This is a genomic window from Pseudomonas sp. RHF3.3-3, from assembly GCF_048069595.1.
Classification (GTDB): Bacteria; Pseudomonadota; Gammaproteobacteria; order Pseudomonadales; family Pseudomonadaceae; genus Aquipseudomonas; species Aquipseudomonas fuscovaginae_B.
Window position 1 is genome coordinate 6,288,753 of sequence record NZ_CP182250.1, and the last position, 15,864, is coordinate 6,304,616.

Genomic DNA, 15,864 nt, shown 5'->3' on the forward strand with positions numbered 1-15,864 from the left:
TGTTTCAGCCCCGCGCCACAAGGCCTCAAGCCACCTTGGGCTCTCGTCCCGCAGCGTCCTACACCATCCCTCGACTAAATGCTAGAATCCCCGCCCATCATGCGGCCATTATCCGTGCTCGCCGAATATTCCTTCAAACAGTGCATCCCATGCTGAAGAAGCTGTTCCAGTCATTCCGTTCTCCCTTGCGTCGAACGCAACACAAGCGCAGTACCCCTGAAGTGCTCAACAGCAGCCAGCATTCGCTGCAAAAGGCCCAATTCAGCCGGTATGCGGTGAATATCGTCGAACGCCTGCAGAACGCCGGCTACCAGGCCTACCTGGTCGGCGGATGCGTGCGCGACATGCTGCTGGGTATCACGCCCAAGGACTTCGACGTCGCCACCAGCGCCACGCCGGAACAGATCCGTGCCGAGTTCCGCAACGCCCGTATCATCGGACGCCGGTTCAAGCTGGTGCACATTCATTTCGGCCGGGAAATCATCGAGGTCGCGACCTTCCGCGCCAACCATCCGCAGGATGAAGACGAGGAAGACAGCAACCAGTCCTCCCGCAACGAAAACGGGCGCATCCTGCGCGACAACGTCTACGGCACCCTCGAAGACGACGCCCAGCGCCGTGACTTCACGATCAATGCCCTGTACTACGACCCGGTCAGCGAGCGCATCCTCGACTACGCCAATGGCGTGCACGATATCCGCAACCGACTGATCCGCCTGATCGGCGACCCGATCCGCCGCTACCAGGAAGACCCGGTACGGATGCTGCGGGCCGTACGTTTCGCCGCCAAGCTCGACTTCGGCATCGAACGCCATACCGTCACCCCGATCCGCGACCTGGCGCCGCTGCTGCGCGAGATCCCGTCGGCGCGGCTGTTCGAGGAGGTACTCAAGCTGTTCCTCTCCGGCCATGCCGCCGACACCTTCGAGATGCTGGTCGACCTGAACCTTTTCGAGCCCCTGTTCCCGGCCAGTTTCGAGGCGCTGGAAAACAATCCGACCTACACCCACACACTGATCAGCCAGGCGCTGATCAACACCGACCTGCGCATCAAGCAGAACAAGCCGGTGACCCCGGCGTTCCTGTTCGCCGCGCTGCTGTGGCCGGCCCTGCCGGCGCGGGTGCTGCGCCTGCAATCACGCGGCATGCCGCCGATTCCGGCGATGCAGGAAGCCGCCCACGAACTGATCAGCGAACAGTGCCAGCGCATTGCGATCCCCAAGCGGTTCACCCTGCCGATCCGCGAGATCTGGGACATGCAGGAACGCCTGCCACGTCGCAGCGGCAAGCGCGCCGACCAGTTGCTGGACAACCCGCGCTTCCGCGCCGGCTACGACTTCCTGCTCCTGCGCGAAACCGCCGGCGAGCAGACCGATGGCCTGGGCGACTGGTGGACCGACTATCAGGACGCCACCGATGCCGGCCGCCGCGACATGATCCGCGACCTCAGCGGCAAGGAAGAGAGCAGCGGTGCGCCCCGCAAGCGGCGGCGCAGCAGCGCCGGCAAACGCAAGCGCACCGCCGGTTCGGAAGAGTGACGTGATGGAACGCATCTACATCGGCCTGGGCAGCAACCTGGCGGACCCGGCGGAGCAATTGCGCAACGCGGTACAGGCCCTGGCCCAACTGCCGGACAGCGAACTGGCCGGCGTTTCCGCGTTCTACCAGAGCGACTCGCTGCTTCCCGGCCAACCGCGCTACACCAACGCGGTCGCGGCCCTCGACAGCCGCCTGGCGCCCCTGGACCTGCTCGACGCCCTGCAGCGCATCGAACTCGACCAGGGGCGCGAGCGCCACGAGCGCTGGGGCCCGCGCACGCTGGACCTGGACATCCTGCTGTTCGGTGACCGCCTGATCGACGAACCGCGGCTGAAAGTCCCGCACTACCACATGCAGGCGCGCCCGTTCGTGCTGTATCCGTTGGCGGAACTGGCTCCGGCCGACCTGCAACTGGCCGATGGCCGCAGCCTGCAGAACCTGCTCGCCGAATGCCCGTTCGTCGGCCTGGAGCGCCTGGCCCAGTAATCCCCCTCCCTGTAGTAGCCGGGCTTGCCCGCGAACCGCCAAGGGCGGCCATCCGCCGAGATGTTCGCAGCCTGCCCAGGCATAGGCGGCGCCAGCGAGGGGCCTTCGCGGGCAAGCCCGGCTCCTACAGGCCGCGTTTCAACCAGCACCCCGAATTTCATCAACACAGGGTTGCGTTTTTTTTCGGCAACACTGCTGAATCGCATCAGTCAGAGCGGTAACACTTGTGCCGTAACATCGCGGTAACACACACGATTGACTTCCCCAGTCCTCCTCACGACTATAGGCGTCCCATTGCCGCCCCTGCGGCGTTAAAGGGCGCAATCCAGGCTTTATAAGCACGACAGAAGAACGTGCGCCTGTATAAATGACGAATCACGCGCGTTACTCGCAGTAATTTGCACGGCGCCTGAAGAGGACTTTTTCATGCCAGACATTACCCTGACCACCTTGCAAGGCCTCAAGCAGAAAGGTGAGAAAATCACCATGCTGACCTGCTATGACGCCACCTTCGCCCATGCCAGCTGTGAAGCCGGTGTCGAGGTGCTGCTGATTGGCGATTCGCTGGGCATGGTTTCCCAAGGGCATGACAGCACACTGCCAGTGACGGTGGCCGAAGTCGCCTACCACACCGCCAGCGTCAAGCGCGGCAACCAGGGCGCCTTCATCGTCGCCGACCTGCCGTTCATGGCCTACGCCACCGTCGAACAGACCCTGCACAACAGTGCCCAACTGATGCAGGCCGGCGCCAACATGGTCAAGGTCGAGGGCGCCGCCTGGCTGGCCGAGTCCATTCGCCTGCTGGCCGAGCGCGGAGTGCCGGTGTGTGCGCACATGGGGCTGACCCCGCAGTCGGTGAACATCTTCGGCGGCTACAAGGTCCAGGGCCGCGGCGAAGCCCAGGCGCGACAGATGCGCGCCGACGCCATTGCCCTGGAACAGGCCGGCGCCGCGATGATCCTGCTCGAATGCGTACCGAGCGACCTCGCCGCGGAAATCACCCAGGCGGTCAAGGTACCGGTCATCGGCATCGGTGCCGGCAGTGCGACCGACGGCCAGGTGCTGGTGCTGCACGATATGCTCGGCCTTTCCATCAGCGGCCGCGTGCCCAAGTTCGTCAAGAACTTCATGGCCGGCCAGACCAGCATCCAGGCCGCCATCGGCGCCTACGTGAGCGAAGTCAAGGCAGTCACCTTCCCTGGAACCGAACACGGGTTTTCGGCATGAACACAGTAAAGACCGTCCGTGAACTGCGGGCCGCCGTCGCGCGCGCCCGCAGCGAAGGCAAACGCATCGGCTTCGTGCCGACCATGGGCAACCTGCACGCCGGCCACGCCGCGCTGGTGACCAAGGCCGCACAACGGGTGGACTTCGTGGTGGCGAGCATCTTCGTCAACCCGCTGCAGTTCGGCGCCAACGAAGACCTCGACAAGTACCCGCGCACCCTCGCCGCCGACCAGGAAAAACTGCTGGAGGCCGGCTGCCACCTGCTGTTCGCGCCAACGGTGGAAGAGATGTACCCCGACGGCATGGCCGGCCAGACCCGGGTCAGCGTCCCGCAATTGTCCCAAGGCCTGTGCGGCGCCAGCCGCCCCGGGCACTTCGAAGGCGTGGCGACCGTGGTCAGCAAGCTGTTCAACATGGTCCAGCCGGATCTGGCCGTGTTCGGCCAGAAGGACTTCCAGCAACTGGCGGTGATTCGCGCGCTGGTCCACGACCTGAACATGCCGATCCAGATCATCGGCGAGCCGACGGTGCGTGCCGCCGATGGCCTGGCGCTGTCCTCGCGCAACGGTTTCCTCAGTGAAACGGAGCGTGCCACCGCCCCGGCCCTGTATCGCAGCCTGAGCCAGATCGCCACGGCCATCGAGCAGGGCGAGCGCGATTATCCGAAGCTGCTCGCCGAGCAGACCCGGCTGATCGAGGCCGCCGGTTTTCGGGTGGACTACCTGGAAATCCGCCACGCCCTGAACCTGCGCACCGCCACCGCACAGGATCGCGACCTGGTGATTCTGGTTGCGGCGTTCCTCGGTACCACCCGCCTGATCGACAACCTGCACCTGAACCTCGACACCCCGGCCTGAGCAGCGATTGCCCGAGCCCCAGGCTTCGGGCAAACTGCCGCCGCACCTGGACTTCCATACGACCTCGGAACTGTTCGCCCACCCACCGGAAAACCCGGGGAGTGCGAAAAAGTACCGGGAAAAGGTCAGACAAAGCCAAGACAGACGCCAGCGCGAGGTTTACTGTAATCGCGCTGCGTCTCCCCAACCGTGCCGACGCAGGTTGCCGGACACTGCCACCGATAAAAGCAGGACGTTCCGGCGTTTCTGGTGTCCAAAAAAGCCACATGTCCAAAAGGCAGTTCTCGTAAAAGGAAATCCGCAGCGATGGCGTACTACCGCACTCCTCACGACGTGACCGCTCTGCCCGCCTGGCAGGCGCTGAATCAACACCGCGAAAACATGCACAACTTCAGCATGCGCGAAGCCTTTAATGCCGATCCGCAGCGCTTCAACCAATTCACGCTCAGCAGCTGCGGGTTGTTTCTCGACTACTCCAAGAACCTGATCACCAGCGAGACCCGCAACCTGCTGGTCGGCCTGGCCAACGAAGTCGACCTGCAAGGCGCGATCAAGGCACTGTTCGCCGGCGAGCCGGTCAACTCCTCCGAGGCCCGCCCGGCACTGCACACCGCCCTGCGCCGGCCGGTCGGCGACAAGCTGCTGGTCAACGGCGTCAACGTGATGCCCGACGTGCACAAGGTGCTGAACCAGATCACCGAACTGGTCGGGCGCATTCACGACGGCCTGTGGCGCGGCTACAGCGAGAAGCCGATCACCGACGTGGTGAACATCGGTATCGGTGGCTCGTTCCTCGGCCCGGAGCTGGTTTCCGAAGCCCTGCTGTCCTACACCCACAAGGGCGTGCGCTGCCACTACCTGGCGAACATCGACGGCAGCGAGTTCCACGAACTGTCGGCGAAGATTCGCGCCGAGACCACCCTGTTCATCGTCTCGTCGAAATCCTTCAACACCCTCGAAACCCTGAAGAACGCCCAGGCCGCCCGTTCATGGTACCTGGCCCAGGGCGGTTCCGAGGCCGAGCTGTACAAGCACTTCATCGCGGTGTCGAGCAACAATGCCGCCGCCGTGGCCTTCGGTATCCGCGAAGAGAACATCTTCCCGATGTGGGACTGGGTCGGCGGCCGCTACTCGCTGTGGTCGGCCATCGGTCTGCCGATCGCCCTGGCCATCGGCATGTCGAACTTCAAGGAACTGCTGTCCGGTGCCTACACCATGGACCAGCACTTCCAGAACGCGCCGTTCGAACAGAACATGCCGGTGCTGCTGGCCCTGCTGGGCGTCTGGTACGGCAACTTCTGGGGTGCGCAGAGCCATGCGATCCTGCCGTACGACCACTACCTGCGAAACATCACCAAGCACCTGCAGCAGTTGGACATGGAATCCAACGGCAAGAGCGTACGCCAGGACGGTACGCCGGTTTCGACCGACACCGGCCCGGTGATCTGGGGCGGCGTCGGCTGCAACGGCCAGCACGCCTACCACCAGTTGCTGCACCAGGGCACCCAACTGATCCCGGCCGACTTCATCGTGCCGATCGTCAGCTTCAACCCGGTCGCCGACCACCACCAGTGGCTGTACGCCAACTGCCTGTCGCAGAGCCAGGCGCTGATGCTCGGCAAGACCCGCGCCGAGGCCGAAGCCGAGCTGCGTGAGAAAGGCCTGAGCGAGGCCGACGTGCAGAAACTGGCGCCGCACAAGGTGATTCCGGGCAACCGTCCGAGCAACACCCTGGTGGTCGAACGCATCAGCCCGCGCCGCCTGGGCGCCCTGGTCGCAATGTACGAGCACAAGGTTTTCGTGCAGAGCGTGATCTGGGGTATCAACGCCTTCGACCAGTGGGGCGTGGAGCTGGGCAAGGAGCTGGGCAAGGGCGTCTACAACCGCCTGACCGGCACCGAAGAGTCCGCTGCCGAAGACGCCTCGACCCAGGGGTTGATCAACTACTTCCGCGGTCGTCATCGCGGTTGATTCCGGGCGCTCTCTCCCGGCGGGAAAGGTCCCGGGGTCTGGGGTAGGGTTTGCCGGCCCATTCGCGGGCAAGCCCGGCTCCTAAAGGGGGCCGAGAGAGGCCCCTACAGAAGACAGGCCCACCACGGGCCTGTCTTTTTTCGCCAACTGGGCGCACCCTTAGGCTTGTCGCAGACAAGAACAAGGAATCGCCATGTTCGATATCAGCACATACCCCCAGGCCGAAGCCACCCGCCAGGCCGCACAACTGAGCCAGGACGACTACCAGCGGCTCTACCGGCAATCCATCGACCACCCCGACACCTTCTGGGCCGAGCAGGCCAGGCGCTTTCTCGACTGGTCCAGGCCCTGGGACACGGTCCGCCAATACGACCTGCGCACCGGCCAGGCGCAATGGTTCGGTGGCGCCCAACTGAACGTCAGCTACAACTGCATCGATCGCCACCTCGCCGCGCACGGCGACAGCACCGCGCTGCTCTGGGAAGGCGACAATCCGGCCGAGTCGGCACAGATCACCTATCGCAAGCTGCATCATCACGTCTGCCGGCTGGCCAACGTGCTGAAACAGCGTGGCGTGAAGAAAGGCGATCGGGTGTGCATCTACATGCCGATGATTCCCGAGGCGGTCTATGCGATGCTCGCCTGCACGCGGATCGGCGCAATCCATTCGGTAGTGTTCGGCGGCTTCTCGCCCGACGCCCTGCGTGACCGCATCCTCGATGCCGGCTGCCAGACCGTGATCACCGCCGACGAAGGCGTGCGCGGCGGCAAGTACATCCCGCTCAAGGAGAACGTCGACAAGGCGTTGCGCAGTTGTCCCGAAGTCGGCAGCGTGCTGGTGGTGCAGCGCACCCAGAGCCCCGTGCCCTGGCTCGAAGGCCGCGACCTCTGGTACCACGAGGCCGTGCACGGGGCCAGCGACGACTGCCCGCCCGAGCCGATGGACGCCGAAGACCCGCTGTTCATCCTCTACACCTCCGGCAGCACCGGCAAACCCAAGGGCGTGCTGCACACCACCGGCGGCTACCTGCTGCAGGCGGCGATGACTTTCAAGCATGTCTTCGACTACCGCCAGGGCGAGGTTTTCTGGTGCACCGCCGATGTCGGCTGGGTCACCGGCCATAGCTACATCGTCTATGGCCCGCTGGCGAACGGCGCCACCAGCCTGATCTACGAAGGCGTGCCGAACTACCCCGACAGCTCACGCTTCTGGCAGGTGGTCGACAAGCACCAGGTGAACATCTTCTATACCGCCCCGACCGCCATCCGGGCGCTGATGCGCGAGGGCGCCGAGCCGCTGAAACGGACCTCGCGGGCCAGCCTGCGGCTGCTCGGCAGCGTCGGCGAACCGATCAACCCCGAGGCCTGGGAGTGGTACTTCAATGTGGTGGGCGAGCAACGCTGCCCCATCGTCGATACCTGGTGGCAGACCGAGACCGGCGGCATCATGCTCACCCCGCTGATCGGCTCCCGGCAGCTCAAGCCCGGCTGCGCCACCCAGCCGATGTTCGGCGTGCAGCCGGTGCTGCTGGATGAACAGGGTCAGGAGATCTGCGGTGCCGGCAGCGGCGTGCTGGCCATCAAGTCCAGTTGGCCCGGGCAGATCCGCAGCGTCTACGGCGATCCGCAGCGCATGGTCGACACCTACTTCAAGCCCTACCCCGGCTACTACTTCACCGGCGACGGCGCGCGCCGCGACGAGGACGGTCATTACTGGATCACCGGGCGGATCGACGACGTGATCAACGTCTCCGGGCACCGCATCGGCACCGCCGAAGTGGAGAGCGCCCTGGTCCTGCATGAAAGCATCGCCGAGGCCGCCGTGGTCGGTTATCCCCATGACCTCAAGGGGCAGGGCATCTATGCCTTCGTCACGCCCATGAAGGGTGTCGAGGCGGACGACGCCCTGAAGAAGGCCCTGCTGGCCCATGTCAGCCAGGAAATCGGCAGCTTTGCCAAGCCGGACCTGATCCAGTGGGCGCCAGCGTTACCGAAGACCCGCTCGGGCAAGATCATGCGGCGCATTCTGCGCAAGATCGCCGGCAACGAACTGGACAGCCTGGGCGATACCTCGACCCTGGCCGATCCGAGTGTGGTCGAGAACCTGACCGCTCAACGCCTGAACCGCTGAGCCTCGTAACAAGAACCACTCCCAGCCCCCGTATGACGGGGGCGACGGGAAGGATCGCCCAGCAAAAGGCTGGTAGAATCGCCCGCCAATTCCGACCCAAGGCGCGCTCCATGTCTTCCTTGAACCAGGCGCTGCGCGCCGCCCTCGACCAACGCCAGGACCTGCTGGCCGAACTGCATGCCCAGGGCACCGACTGCTACCGGCTGTTCCATGGCAGCCAGGAAGGCGCCGGCGGCCTGACCATCGACCGTTACGGCCCGCAACTGATGGTGCAGAGTTTCCACCAGACGCTGGACCGCGAGTCGCTGCTGACCGCGCACGAGGCCGTCAACCGGGCCCTGGGACTGGAGACCCTGCTGGTCTACAACGACCGCTCCCGTGGCCATTCGCGGATCGACCGGGAAGACCCGGTCTACCGCGCCGAGGACAGTGCCCTGGCCGACCTGGTCGGCCACGAGTGGGGCCTCAACTACCGGGTCCGTGGCCGCCACGCCGGGCAAGACCCGCTACTGTTCCTCGACCTGCGCAATGCCCGGGGCTGGGTCAAGCGGCACAGCCGCGGCAAAAGCGTGCTCAACCTGTTCGCCTACACCTGCGGCGTCGGCCTGAGTGCGGCGGCCGGTGGGGCGCGGGAAATCTGCAACCTCGATTTCGCCGAGGGCAACCTGGCGGTGGGCCGCGAGAACGGCCAGCTCAATCCCGAACTGCCGGCCATGCAGTTCGTGCAATCCGACTATTTCCCGGCCATCCGCCAACTGGCCGGGCTGCCGATTGCCCAGCGCCGGGGTCAGAAGTTGCCCAGCTATCCGCGTCTGGAACAACGCCAGTACGACCTGGTGCTGCTCGACCCACCCGCCTGGGCCAAGAGTGCCTTCGGCACCGTCGATCTGCTGCGCGACTACCAGAGCCTGCTCAAGCCCGCACTGCTGGCCACCGCCGACGATGGCGTGCTGATCTGCTGCAACAATCTGGCGAAGGTCGGCCTGGACGACTGGCGCGAACAGGTGCTGCGCTGTGCGCAAAAGGCCGGCCGCCCGGTCCGCGACTGGCAGGTGCTCAAGCCCGCCGAGGACTTTCCTTCCATGGACGGTCAGCCACCGCTGAAGACACTGGTCCTGCAGCTCTAGAAATGACGCCAGAAAACCGGGGGTTGCGAAGAAAAAAGGGGATTGCTTCGCAACCATAAACGCGTGCCATACTCCAAGGCACCTCCGACTGAGAAAGACGACGCATCACATGTCCAAAGGATTGAAACGCGCCCTGGGCGCCTTGCTGACCGTCCTCGCGCTGTACACCGTGCTGGGCTTTTTCATCCTGCCGGGCGTGGTGCTGCGCATCGCCAACCAGCAACTGGCAAACTACGCCACGGTGCCTGCCAAGCTCCAACGCCTGGAACTCAACCCGTTCAGCCTGGAAGTCACGCTGTGGGGGCTGAACATCGGTGAGCCGGGCAAGGAACAGGTGGCGTTCGAGCGCCTGTACGTCAACCTGCAGATCGACAGCCTCTGGACCCACGCCCTGCACCTGGCGGAGGTCCGGCTCGACAAGCCCCACACCGAAGTGGCCTTCAACAAGGACGGCACGCTGAACCTGGCCCAACTGTTCAAGTTGCCGGCCAGCGAACCGACGCCGGCCGACCCGAATGCCAAGCCGTTCCCGGTGCGCATCGACAAGATCGCCCTGGATGACGGTTACCTGCACTTCCAGGACCTGCGCCCCAGCGAGCCCATCGAGTTCGTCTACGACAAGCTCGACCTGCAACTGAAAAACCTCAGCACCCTGCCCGACGACAGCGCCGACATGGTGCTGGTGGCCGCCGGCCCCGAGGGCGGGCGGATCGACTGGAAAGGCAACTTCAGCCTGACGCCGATCACCTCCGAAGGCTCGCTGAAAGTCACCGATGGCAAGATGAAACTCTGGTGGCCCTATGTTCGCGACGCCCTGCCGCTGGTGCTGGAAGATGGCCTGCTGAATCTCAGCACCGACTACAAGCTCAGCCTCGCCAAGGAAACCGAGATGTTGCTGAGCAACGCCTCGGTCAGCGTCGCCCCCTTCGCCATCAAGGCCCCCGACGGCCGTCCGCTGGCACGCCTGGAACGCCTGGACGTGAGCGAAACCAGCGTCGACCTGGCCAAGCAGCAGGTGGTGGTGGGCAAGATCCACAGCACCAAGCTGGAAACCTGGGCCGCCCGCGAAGCCGATGGCCAGCTCGACTGGCAGAAACTGTTCGCCAGCCAGCCGGCCAAGCCCGAGGCGAAGAAACCGCCGCCGGCCACCGCCGATGCGCCACCGCCGGCGCCGGCCGCGCCGAGCAAGCCTTGGCAGGTGCTGCTCAAGGACGTGCAACTGCGCGACTACCGCGTGCACCTGGCCGACCGCGCGAACAAGACCCCGGTCGCGCTCGAGGTCGGCCCGCTGAACCTGGACCTGCAGAACTTCGACAGCCTCAACCAGTCGCCCTTCACCCTCAAGCTCGACAGCGGGCTGGGCAAGCAGGGCAAGGTCCTGGCCAGCGGCGAGGTCAACCTGAGCCCCATCAGGGCAAAATTGAAGGTCAACACCAAAGACATCGACCTGCGGGTGGCACAGGCCTACGTCGAGCCGTTCATCCGCCTGGAGGTGCGCAGCGGGATGCTCGGCAGCGACCTCGACGTCAACCTGAAAAGCGTCGAACCGCTGGCCTTCAGCGTCACCGGCCGGGCCCAGGTCGACCAGATGCATACGCTCGATACCCTCAAGAGCCGCGACTTCGTCAAATGGCAGAAACTGCAGGTCGATGGCCTGAACTACCAGCACGGTGACAGCCTGTCGATCGACAAGGTCAGCCTGTACCAGCCCTACGCACGCTTCATGATCAACGACGACCGCACCACCAACGTCGATGACCTGCTGATTCCTCAGCCCGCTGGCGGCGACAAGAAATCGGCGAGCAAAGCCGCCCCGTCGAACAGCAAGCCGCTGGGTATCCATATCGGCGGCATTGCCATCAATGACGGCTCGGCCAACTTCGCCGACTTCAGCCTGACGCCGAACTTCGCCACCGCCATCCAGCAGCTCAACGGCCAGATCGGCACCATCGACAGCCGCCAGGCGAAACCGGCGGATGTCGACGTCAAGGGCAAGGTCGACCGTTACGCACCGGTGACCATCAAGGGCGCGCTGAACCCCTTCGACCCGATGGCCAGCCTGGATATCGCCACCAGCTTCAAGCGTGTCGAGCTGACCACGCTGACCCCCTACTCCGGCAAATTCGCCGGCTATCGCATCCGCAAGGGGCGGCTCAACCTCGACCTGCACTACCTGATCACCAAGGGTCAGCTCAAGGCCGAGAACAAGCTGGTGGTCGAACAGTTGCAATTGGGTGAGAAAGTCGACAGCCCGGATGCCGTCGACCTGCCGATCAAGCTGGCCATCGCCCTGCTCAAGGACACCGACGGCAAGATCTCCATCGAGCTGCCGGTTTCCGGCGACTTGAACAACCCGCAGTTCAGCGTGATGCCGATCGTCTGGCAGACCCTGCGCAACCTGATCCTGCGCGCGGCGACGGCGCCCTTCAAATTCATCGGTGGGCTGATTGCCGGTGGCGATGCCCAGGACCTGAGCAACGTATCGTTCGAACCGGGCTCCAGCGACCTGAGCAAGGACGCCGAGTCGTCGCTGACCAAACTGGCCGAGGCTCTGAAAGAACGCCCCAACCTGCGCCTGGAAATCGAAGGCACCAGCGCCCAGAGCAGCGACGGCATGCTGATCGCCCAACAGCGCCTGGAGCGCGAATACCAGGCGACCTACTACAAGATGCTCCAGCGCCGCGGTGACAAGGTGCCGGCCCAGGCGGCGCAACTGCAGGTGCCCGAAGACGAGAAGGCACCGATGCTGGAGGGCATCTACCGCAACCTGATCAAGCAGCAGCCACCGGCCGAATGGGCGCAACTGAGCCGCGACGAGCGTACCGCCAAGCTGCGCGACGGCGTGCTCAAGAACTGGAGCGGCAACACCGTGCTGTTGCGCAAGCTCGGCCAGGATCGTGCCAGCAGCATCAAGGACTTCCTGGTGGACAAGGGGCAGCTGGCAGACGATCGTGTGTACTTCATCGACGCCGCCATCGGCCAGGCCGAGAGCGATGGGCGCGTCGTCACCCCCATGCACCTGGATAGCGAATGACCATGGGAAAACCCCTCCTCTTCAGCCTGGCGCTCATCCTGTCGATGGCCGGCCAGGCCCAGGCCACCACCCTGCGCTGCGAGAAGGGCCTGATCAGCTACGGCGACAGCACCTACGACGTCACCACCAAGTGCGGCACGCCAGTGGCGGTGATCGACAAGGGCTACATCGAAATACGCCATGGCAACCGCCGGGACGGGGTCAAGGTCGAGGAATGGATCTACACGCCCAGTGGTGGCATGAAACAGTCGTTGCGCTTCGAGGGTGGCCAATTGGTGGATATCCGCAGCAGCCGCAGCCCTTGAGCCGGGGCTGAGCTTCAGGGCCTATTCGCGGGCGAGCCCCGCTCCTACAGGTTTGGGGTATGCCCGCAATGCTGTGCGACGCCTGCGGAGCTTGCCCGCGAAGCTTTTGAAAATCCAGATAGAACAGGCCCCGACGCAATACGCCGGGGCCTGTAATGGCTACGTCCCTGTTGCCTGTCGCATGAACCTCAAGGCTCAACGGATGGACCACAGACTCATCCGTTTCGCCCTACTGCCGGTTCTGGCGAAACCCTGGGTACTTACTCGGTTTTCAGGGCTTCAGCGGTAACGCCTTTAACGCCCTTGATGTTCTTGGCGATGTGCACCGCGGTTTCCTTCTGGGCGGCGGTCACCTTGGTTTCCGAGGACAGCGAAACGACGCCCTTCTCGGTTTCAACCTTGATGTCGCTGCCTGGAATACCTTTTTCGGTCAGCAGGTCGGCTTTGACCTTGGTGGTGATCCAGGTGTCGGAGGTCTCTTCCTTGGCCTTGGTGACTTCACCGGCGGCGAGCATCATCGGCTTGGAGGCCTGAGTCTGTTCAGCCGCGAAGGCAGCGTTGGCCAGGGTCAGAGTCAGAGCGGTGGCAGCTGCGGTAGCGATAGCGAACTTTTTCATATGAGTCACTCCTGTTCTTCTGGAAAATCTGCGCCGTGTCCTGGCAGCAGGGTTACCAGGGATATTGCAGGCGCTGTGCCAACCGCGAATAAAAATAAAATCCTTTAAAATCAATTAGTTAAAACAAAGGCTTAAAACATCGATCGTGCAGATTGCATGACCGACCCGCGTGAATGCATGCAAGTTGCAGCTTCTTTCTGCCAGCAGCCCGTCACCCGGCCACCTTTTTCCTCGCCCATGAAAAAAGGACCCCGAGGGGTCCTTTTTTCAGCACAAGATGGCGGGGTCGATCAGACGCCCGATGCCTTGGCTGCGGCGACGTCCTTGATGGACAGCTTGATACGGCCGCGGTTGTCCACGTCCAGTACCAGCACTTCAACTTCCTGGCCTTCCTTCAGGATGTCGGTGACCTTCTCCACGCGAGCGTCGCTCAGCATCGAGATGTGCACCAGACCGTCCTTGCCCGGCAGGATGTTGACGAACGCGCCAAAGTCGACGATACGCTCTACCTTGCCCAGGTAGATCTTGCCGATCTCGGCTTCCGCGGTGATGCTCAGGACGCGCTGGCGAGCAGCCTCGGCCGCTTCCTTGGTTTCACCGAAGATCTTGATCGAGCCATCGTCTTCGATATCGATCGAAGCCTTGGTTTCTTCACAGATCGCACGGATGGTCGCACCACCTTTACCGATCACGTCACGGATCTTGTCGGTGTCGATCTTCATCGAGATCATGGTCGGAGCGTTGGCGGACAGTTCGCTACGGGACTGGCCGATCACCTGGTTCATCTGGCCGAGGATGTTCAGGCGCGCTTCCAGGGCCTGGCCCAGGGCGATTTCCATGATTTCTTCGGTGATGCCCTTGATCTTGATGTCCATCTGCAGCGCGGTGACGCCCTTGGCGGTACCGGCTACCTTGAAGTCCATGTCGCCCAGGTGGTCTTCGTCACCCAGGATGTCGGTCAGGACGGCGAACTTGTCACCTTCCTTCACCAGGCCCATGGCGATACCGGCCACGGGTGCCTTCATCGGTACACCGGCGTCCATCAGGGCCAGGGAAGCACCGCAGACCGAAGCCATCGAGCTGGAACCGTTGGACTCGGTGATTTCCGATACCACGCGGATGGTATACGGGAATTCGCTGTCGCTTGGCAGCATGGCCTGTACCGAACGACGGGCCAGACGGCCGTGGCCGATTTCACGACGGCCAGCGCCGCCCATGCGACCACATTCACCGACCGAGAACGGTGGGAAGTTGTAGTGCAGCATGAAGGCGTCTTTCTTTTCGCCTTCCAGGGTGTCCAGCAGTTGCGCGTCACGGGCGGTACCCAGCGTGGCCACGACCAGGGCCTGGGTTTCGCCACGGGTGAACAGGGCCGAACCGTGGGTCTTGGACAGAACGCCGACTTCGATGTTCAGCGGACGTACGGTGCGGTTGTCGCGACCGTCGATACGTGGCTTGCCGTTGACGATGTTTTCGCGAACGGTGCGGTATTCGATCTCGCCGAAAGCGGCCTTGACTTCACCGGCCGAAGGCTGGCCTTCCTCGCCCGACAGCTTGGCCACGACCTGCTCGCGCAGCTCGTCCAGGCGCGCATAACGCTCGGCCTTGACGGTGATGGTGTAGGCCTGGGAGATCGCTTCGCCGAACTCGGCGCGGATAGCGCCCAGCAGGTCGCTGGCTTCGGCTTGCGGAGCCCAGCTCCAGGCCGGCTTGGCGGCTTCGGCAGCCAGCTCCTTGACGGCCTGGATCACGGCCTGGAATTCGTCGTGGGCGAACAGAACCGCGCCCAGCATCTGGTCTTCGGTCAGTTCCTTGGCTTCCGACTCAACCATCAGTACCGCTTCGGCGGTACCGGCCACGACCATGTCCAGGCTCGAGGCTTTCAGTTGTTCGTAGGTCGGGTTCAGCAGGTAGCCGGTGCTTTCGTGGAAAGCCACGCGAGCGGCGCCGATCGGGCCGTCGAACGGAATACCGGAGATGGCCAGGGCAGCCGAGGTACCGATCATCGCCGCGATGTCCGGATCGGTCTTCTTGCTGGTGGAGACGACGGTGCAGACGACCTGCACTTCGTTCATGAAACCTTCAGGGAACAGCGGGCGGATCGGACGGTCGATCAGGCGCGAGGTCAGGGTCTCTTTCTCGGAAGGACGGCCTTCACGCTTGAAGAAGCCGCCAGGGATCTTGCCGGCAGCGTAGGTCTTTTCCTGGTAGTGCACGGACAGAGGGAAGAAGCCCTTGCCCGGATCGGCTTGCTTGGCGCCAACAACGGTCACCAGCACGCTGACGTCGTCGTCAACGGTGACCAGCACTGCGCCGGAGGCCTGGCGAGCGATGCGACCAGTCTCGAGGGTAACGGTCGACTGACCGAACTGGAATTTTTTGATTACCGGGTTCACGGTGTCCTACCTTCTTTGTGGCTCTTGGGGGAACTGGCTTCTTGCGAAATCCTTGGTCAGCACCGGGCATCGGCCCGGTTCTGGATCATTACGAAAACCGCCTGCGGGGCAGCTTTCGTAATGATCCGGCACTCCAGATAAAACTTGAGGCTGGGAGCCTGCCCCATGCCGGTG

General features: G+C 63.6%; 11 protein-coding genes. 9 read left to right on the plus strand and 2 right to left on the minus strand.

Features of this window, described 5'->3' with window-relative positions:
* The first annotated feature begins 149 nt into the window (after positions 1–149).
* The 9 genes from ACMGT0_RS27675 (at position 150) to ACMGT0_RS27715 (ending at position 12,677) form a co-directional block, all read left to right on the plus strand.
* Positions 150–1,538: a polynucleotide adenylyltransferase PcnB gene (locus ACMGT0_RS27675; protein WP_416770605.1), complete on the plus strand. Its 1,389-nt coding sequence runs from the start codon at positions 150–152 to the stop codon at positions 1,536–1,538.
* A gap of 4 nt (positions 1,539–1,542) precedes the next feature.
* A complete protein-coding gene (gene folK / locus ACMGT0_RS27680; RefSeq protein WP_054062486.1) occupies positions 1,543–2,025 on the plus strand; it encodes a 2-amino-4-hydroxy-6-hydroxymethyldihydropteridine diphosphokinase in 483 nt (160 codons plus the stop codon).
* Between the two features lie 426 nt (positions 2,026–2,451).
* Positions 2,452–3,252, plus strand: a complete 801-nt coding sequence (gene panB, locus ACMGT0_RS27685) for a 3-methyl-2-oxobutanoate hydroxymethyltransferase (protein WP_054058241.1) — start codon at positions 2,452–2,454, stop codon at positions 3,250–3,252.
* The gene (gene panC / locus ACMGT0_RS27690) at positions 3,249–4,109 is read left to right on the plus strand and encodes a pantoate--beta-alanine ligase (RefSeq protein WP_054058242.1); all 861 of its coding nucleotides are present in this window, start codon (positions 3,249–3,251) and stop codon (positions 4,107–4,109) included. The genes panB and panC overlap by 4 nt, the downstream gene beginning before the upstream one ends.
* A gap of 306 nt (positions 4,110–4,415) precedes the next feature.
* Positions 4,416–6,080, plus strand: coding sequence for a glucose-6-phosphate isomerase (pgi, locus tag ACMGT0_RS27695; RefSeq protein WP_054058243.1), 1,665 nt, complete (start codon positions 4,416–4,418; stop codon positions 6,078–6,080).
* Positions 6,081–6,273: 193 nt separating this feature from the next.
* Entirely contained in the window at positions 6,274–8,211 is a 1,938-nt protein-coding gene (gene acs, locus ACMGT0_RS27700; protein ID WP_054058244.1) for an acetate--CoA ligase, read from the plus strand.
* A 110-nt stretch (positions 8,212–8,321) separates the two neighbouring features.
* Positions 8,322–9,338, plus strand: coding sequence for a class I SAM-dependent rRNA methyltransferase (locus ACMGT0_RS27705; RefSeq protein WP_054058245.1), 1,017 nt, complete (start codon positions 8,322–8,324; stop codon positions 9,336–9,338).
* A gap of 109 nt (positions 9,339–9,447) precedes the next feature.
* Positions 9,448–12,372, plus strand: a complete 2,925-nt coding sequence (locus ACMGT0_RS27710) for a DUF748 domain-containing protein (RefSeq protein ID WP_054058246.1) — start codon at positions 9,448–9,450, stop codon at positions 12,370–12,372.
* Between the two features lie 2 nt (positions 12,373–12,374).
* Positions 12,375–12,677 (plus strand): DUF2845 domain-containing protein, encoded by a 303-nt coding sequence (locus ACMGT0_RS27715; RefSeq protein WP_054058269.1) that lies wholly within the window; start codon positions 12,375–12,377, stop codon positions 12,675–12,677.
* Positions 12,678–12,937: 260 nt separating this feature from the next.
* On the opposite strand, the gene ACMGT0_RS27720 is transcribed toward ACMGT0_RS27715, so the two are convergent.
* On the minus strand, positions 12,938–13,294 hold the full coding sequence (locus ACMGT0_RS27720) for a BON domain-containing protein (RefSeq protein ID WP_054058247.1): 357 nt from the start codon (positions 13,292–13,294) through the stop codon (positions 12,938–12,940).
* 290 nt (positions 13,295–13,584) lie between these two features.
* Positions 13,585–15,690 carry a polyribonucleotide nucleotidyltransferase gene (gene pnp, locus ACMGT0_RS27725; RefSeq protein WP_054058248.1) on the minus strand — a complete coding sequence of 702 codons (2,106 nt, stop codon included), beginning with the start codon at positions 15,688–15,690 and terminating at the stop codon, positions 13,585–13,587.
* Positions 15,691–15,864: the final 174 nt, after the last annotated feature.

Bases quoted from the DNA above. Each gene is read 5' to 3' on its own strand.
- ACMGT0_RS27675 (WP_416770605.1), top strand. From the start codon at position 150: ATGCTGAAGAAGCTGTTCCAGTCATTCCGTTCTCCCTTGCGTCGAACG.
- folK (WP_054062486.1), top strand. From the start codon at position 1,543: ATGGAACGCATCTACATCGGCCTGGGCAGCAACCTGGCGGACCCGGCG.
- panB (WP_054058241.1), top strand. From the start codon at position 2,452: ATGCCAGACATTACCCTGACCACCTTGCAAGGCCTCAAGCAGAAAGGT.
- panC (WP_054058242.1), top strand. From the start codon at position 3,249: ATGAACACAGTAAAGACCGTCCGTGAACTGCGGGCCGCCGTCGCGCGC.
- pgi (WP_054058243.1), top strand. From the start codon at position 4,416: ATGGCGTACTACCGCACTCCTCACGACGTGACCGCTCTGCCCGCCTGG.
- acs (WP_054058244.1), top strand. From the start codon at position 6,274: ATGTTCGATATCAGCACATACCCCCAGGCCGAAGCCACCCGCCAGGCC.
- ACMGT0_RS27705 (WP_054058245.1), top strand. From the start codon at position 8,322: ATGTCTTCCTTGAACCAGGCGCTGCGCGCCGCCCTCGACCAACGCCAG.
- ACMGT0_RS27710 (WP_054058246.1), top strand. From the start codon at position 9,448: ATGTCCAAAGGATTGAAACGCGCCCTGGGCGCCTTGCTGACCGTCCTC.
- ACMGT0_RS27715 (WP_054058269.1), top strand. From the start codon at position 12,375: ATGGGAAAACCCCTCCTCTTCAGCCTGGCGCTCATCCTGTCGATGGCC.
- ACMGT0_RS27720 (WP_054058247.1), bottom strand. From the start codon at position 13,294: ATGAAAAAGTTCGCTATCGCTACCGCAGCTGCCACCGCTCTGACTCTG.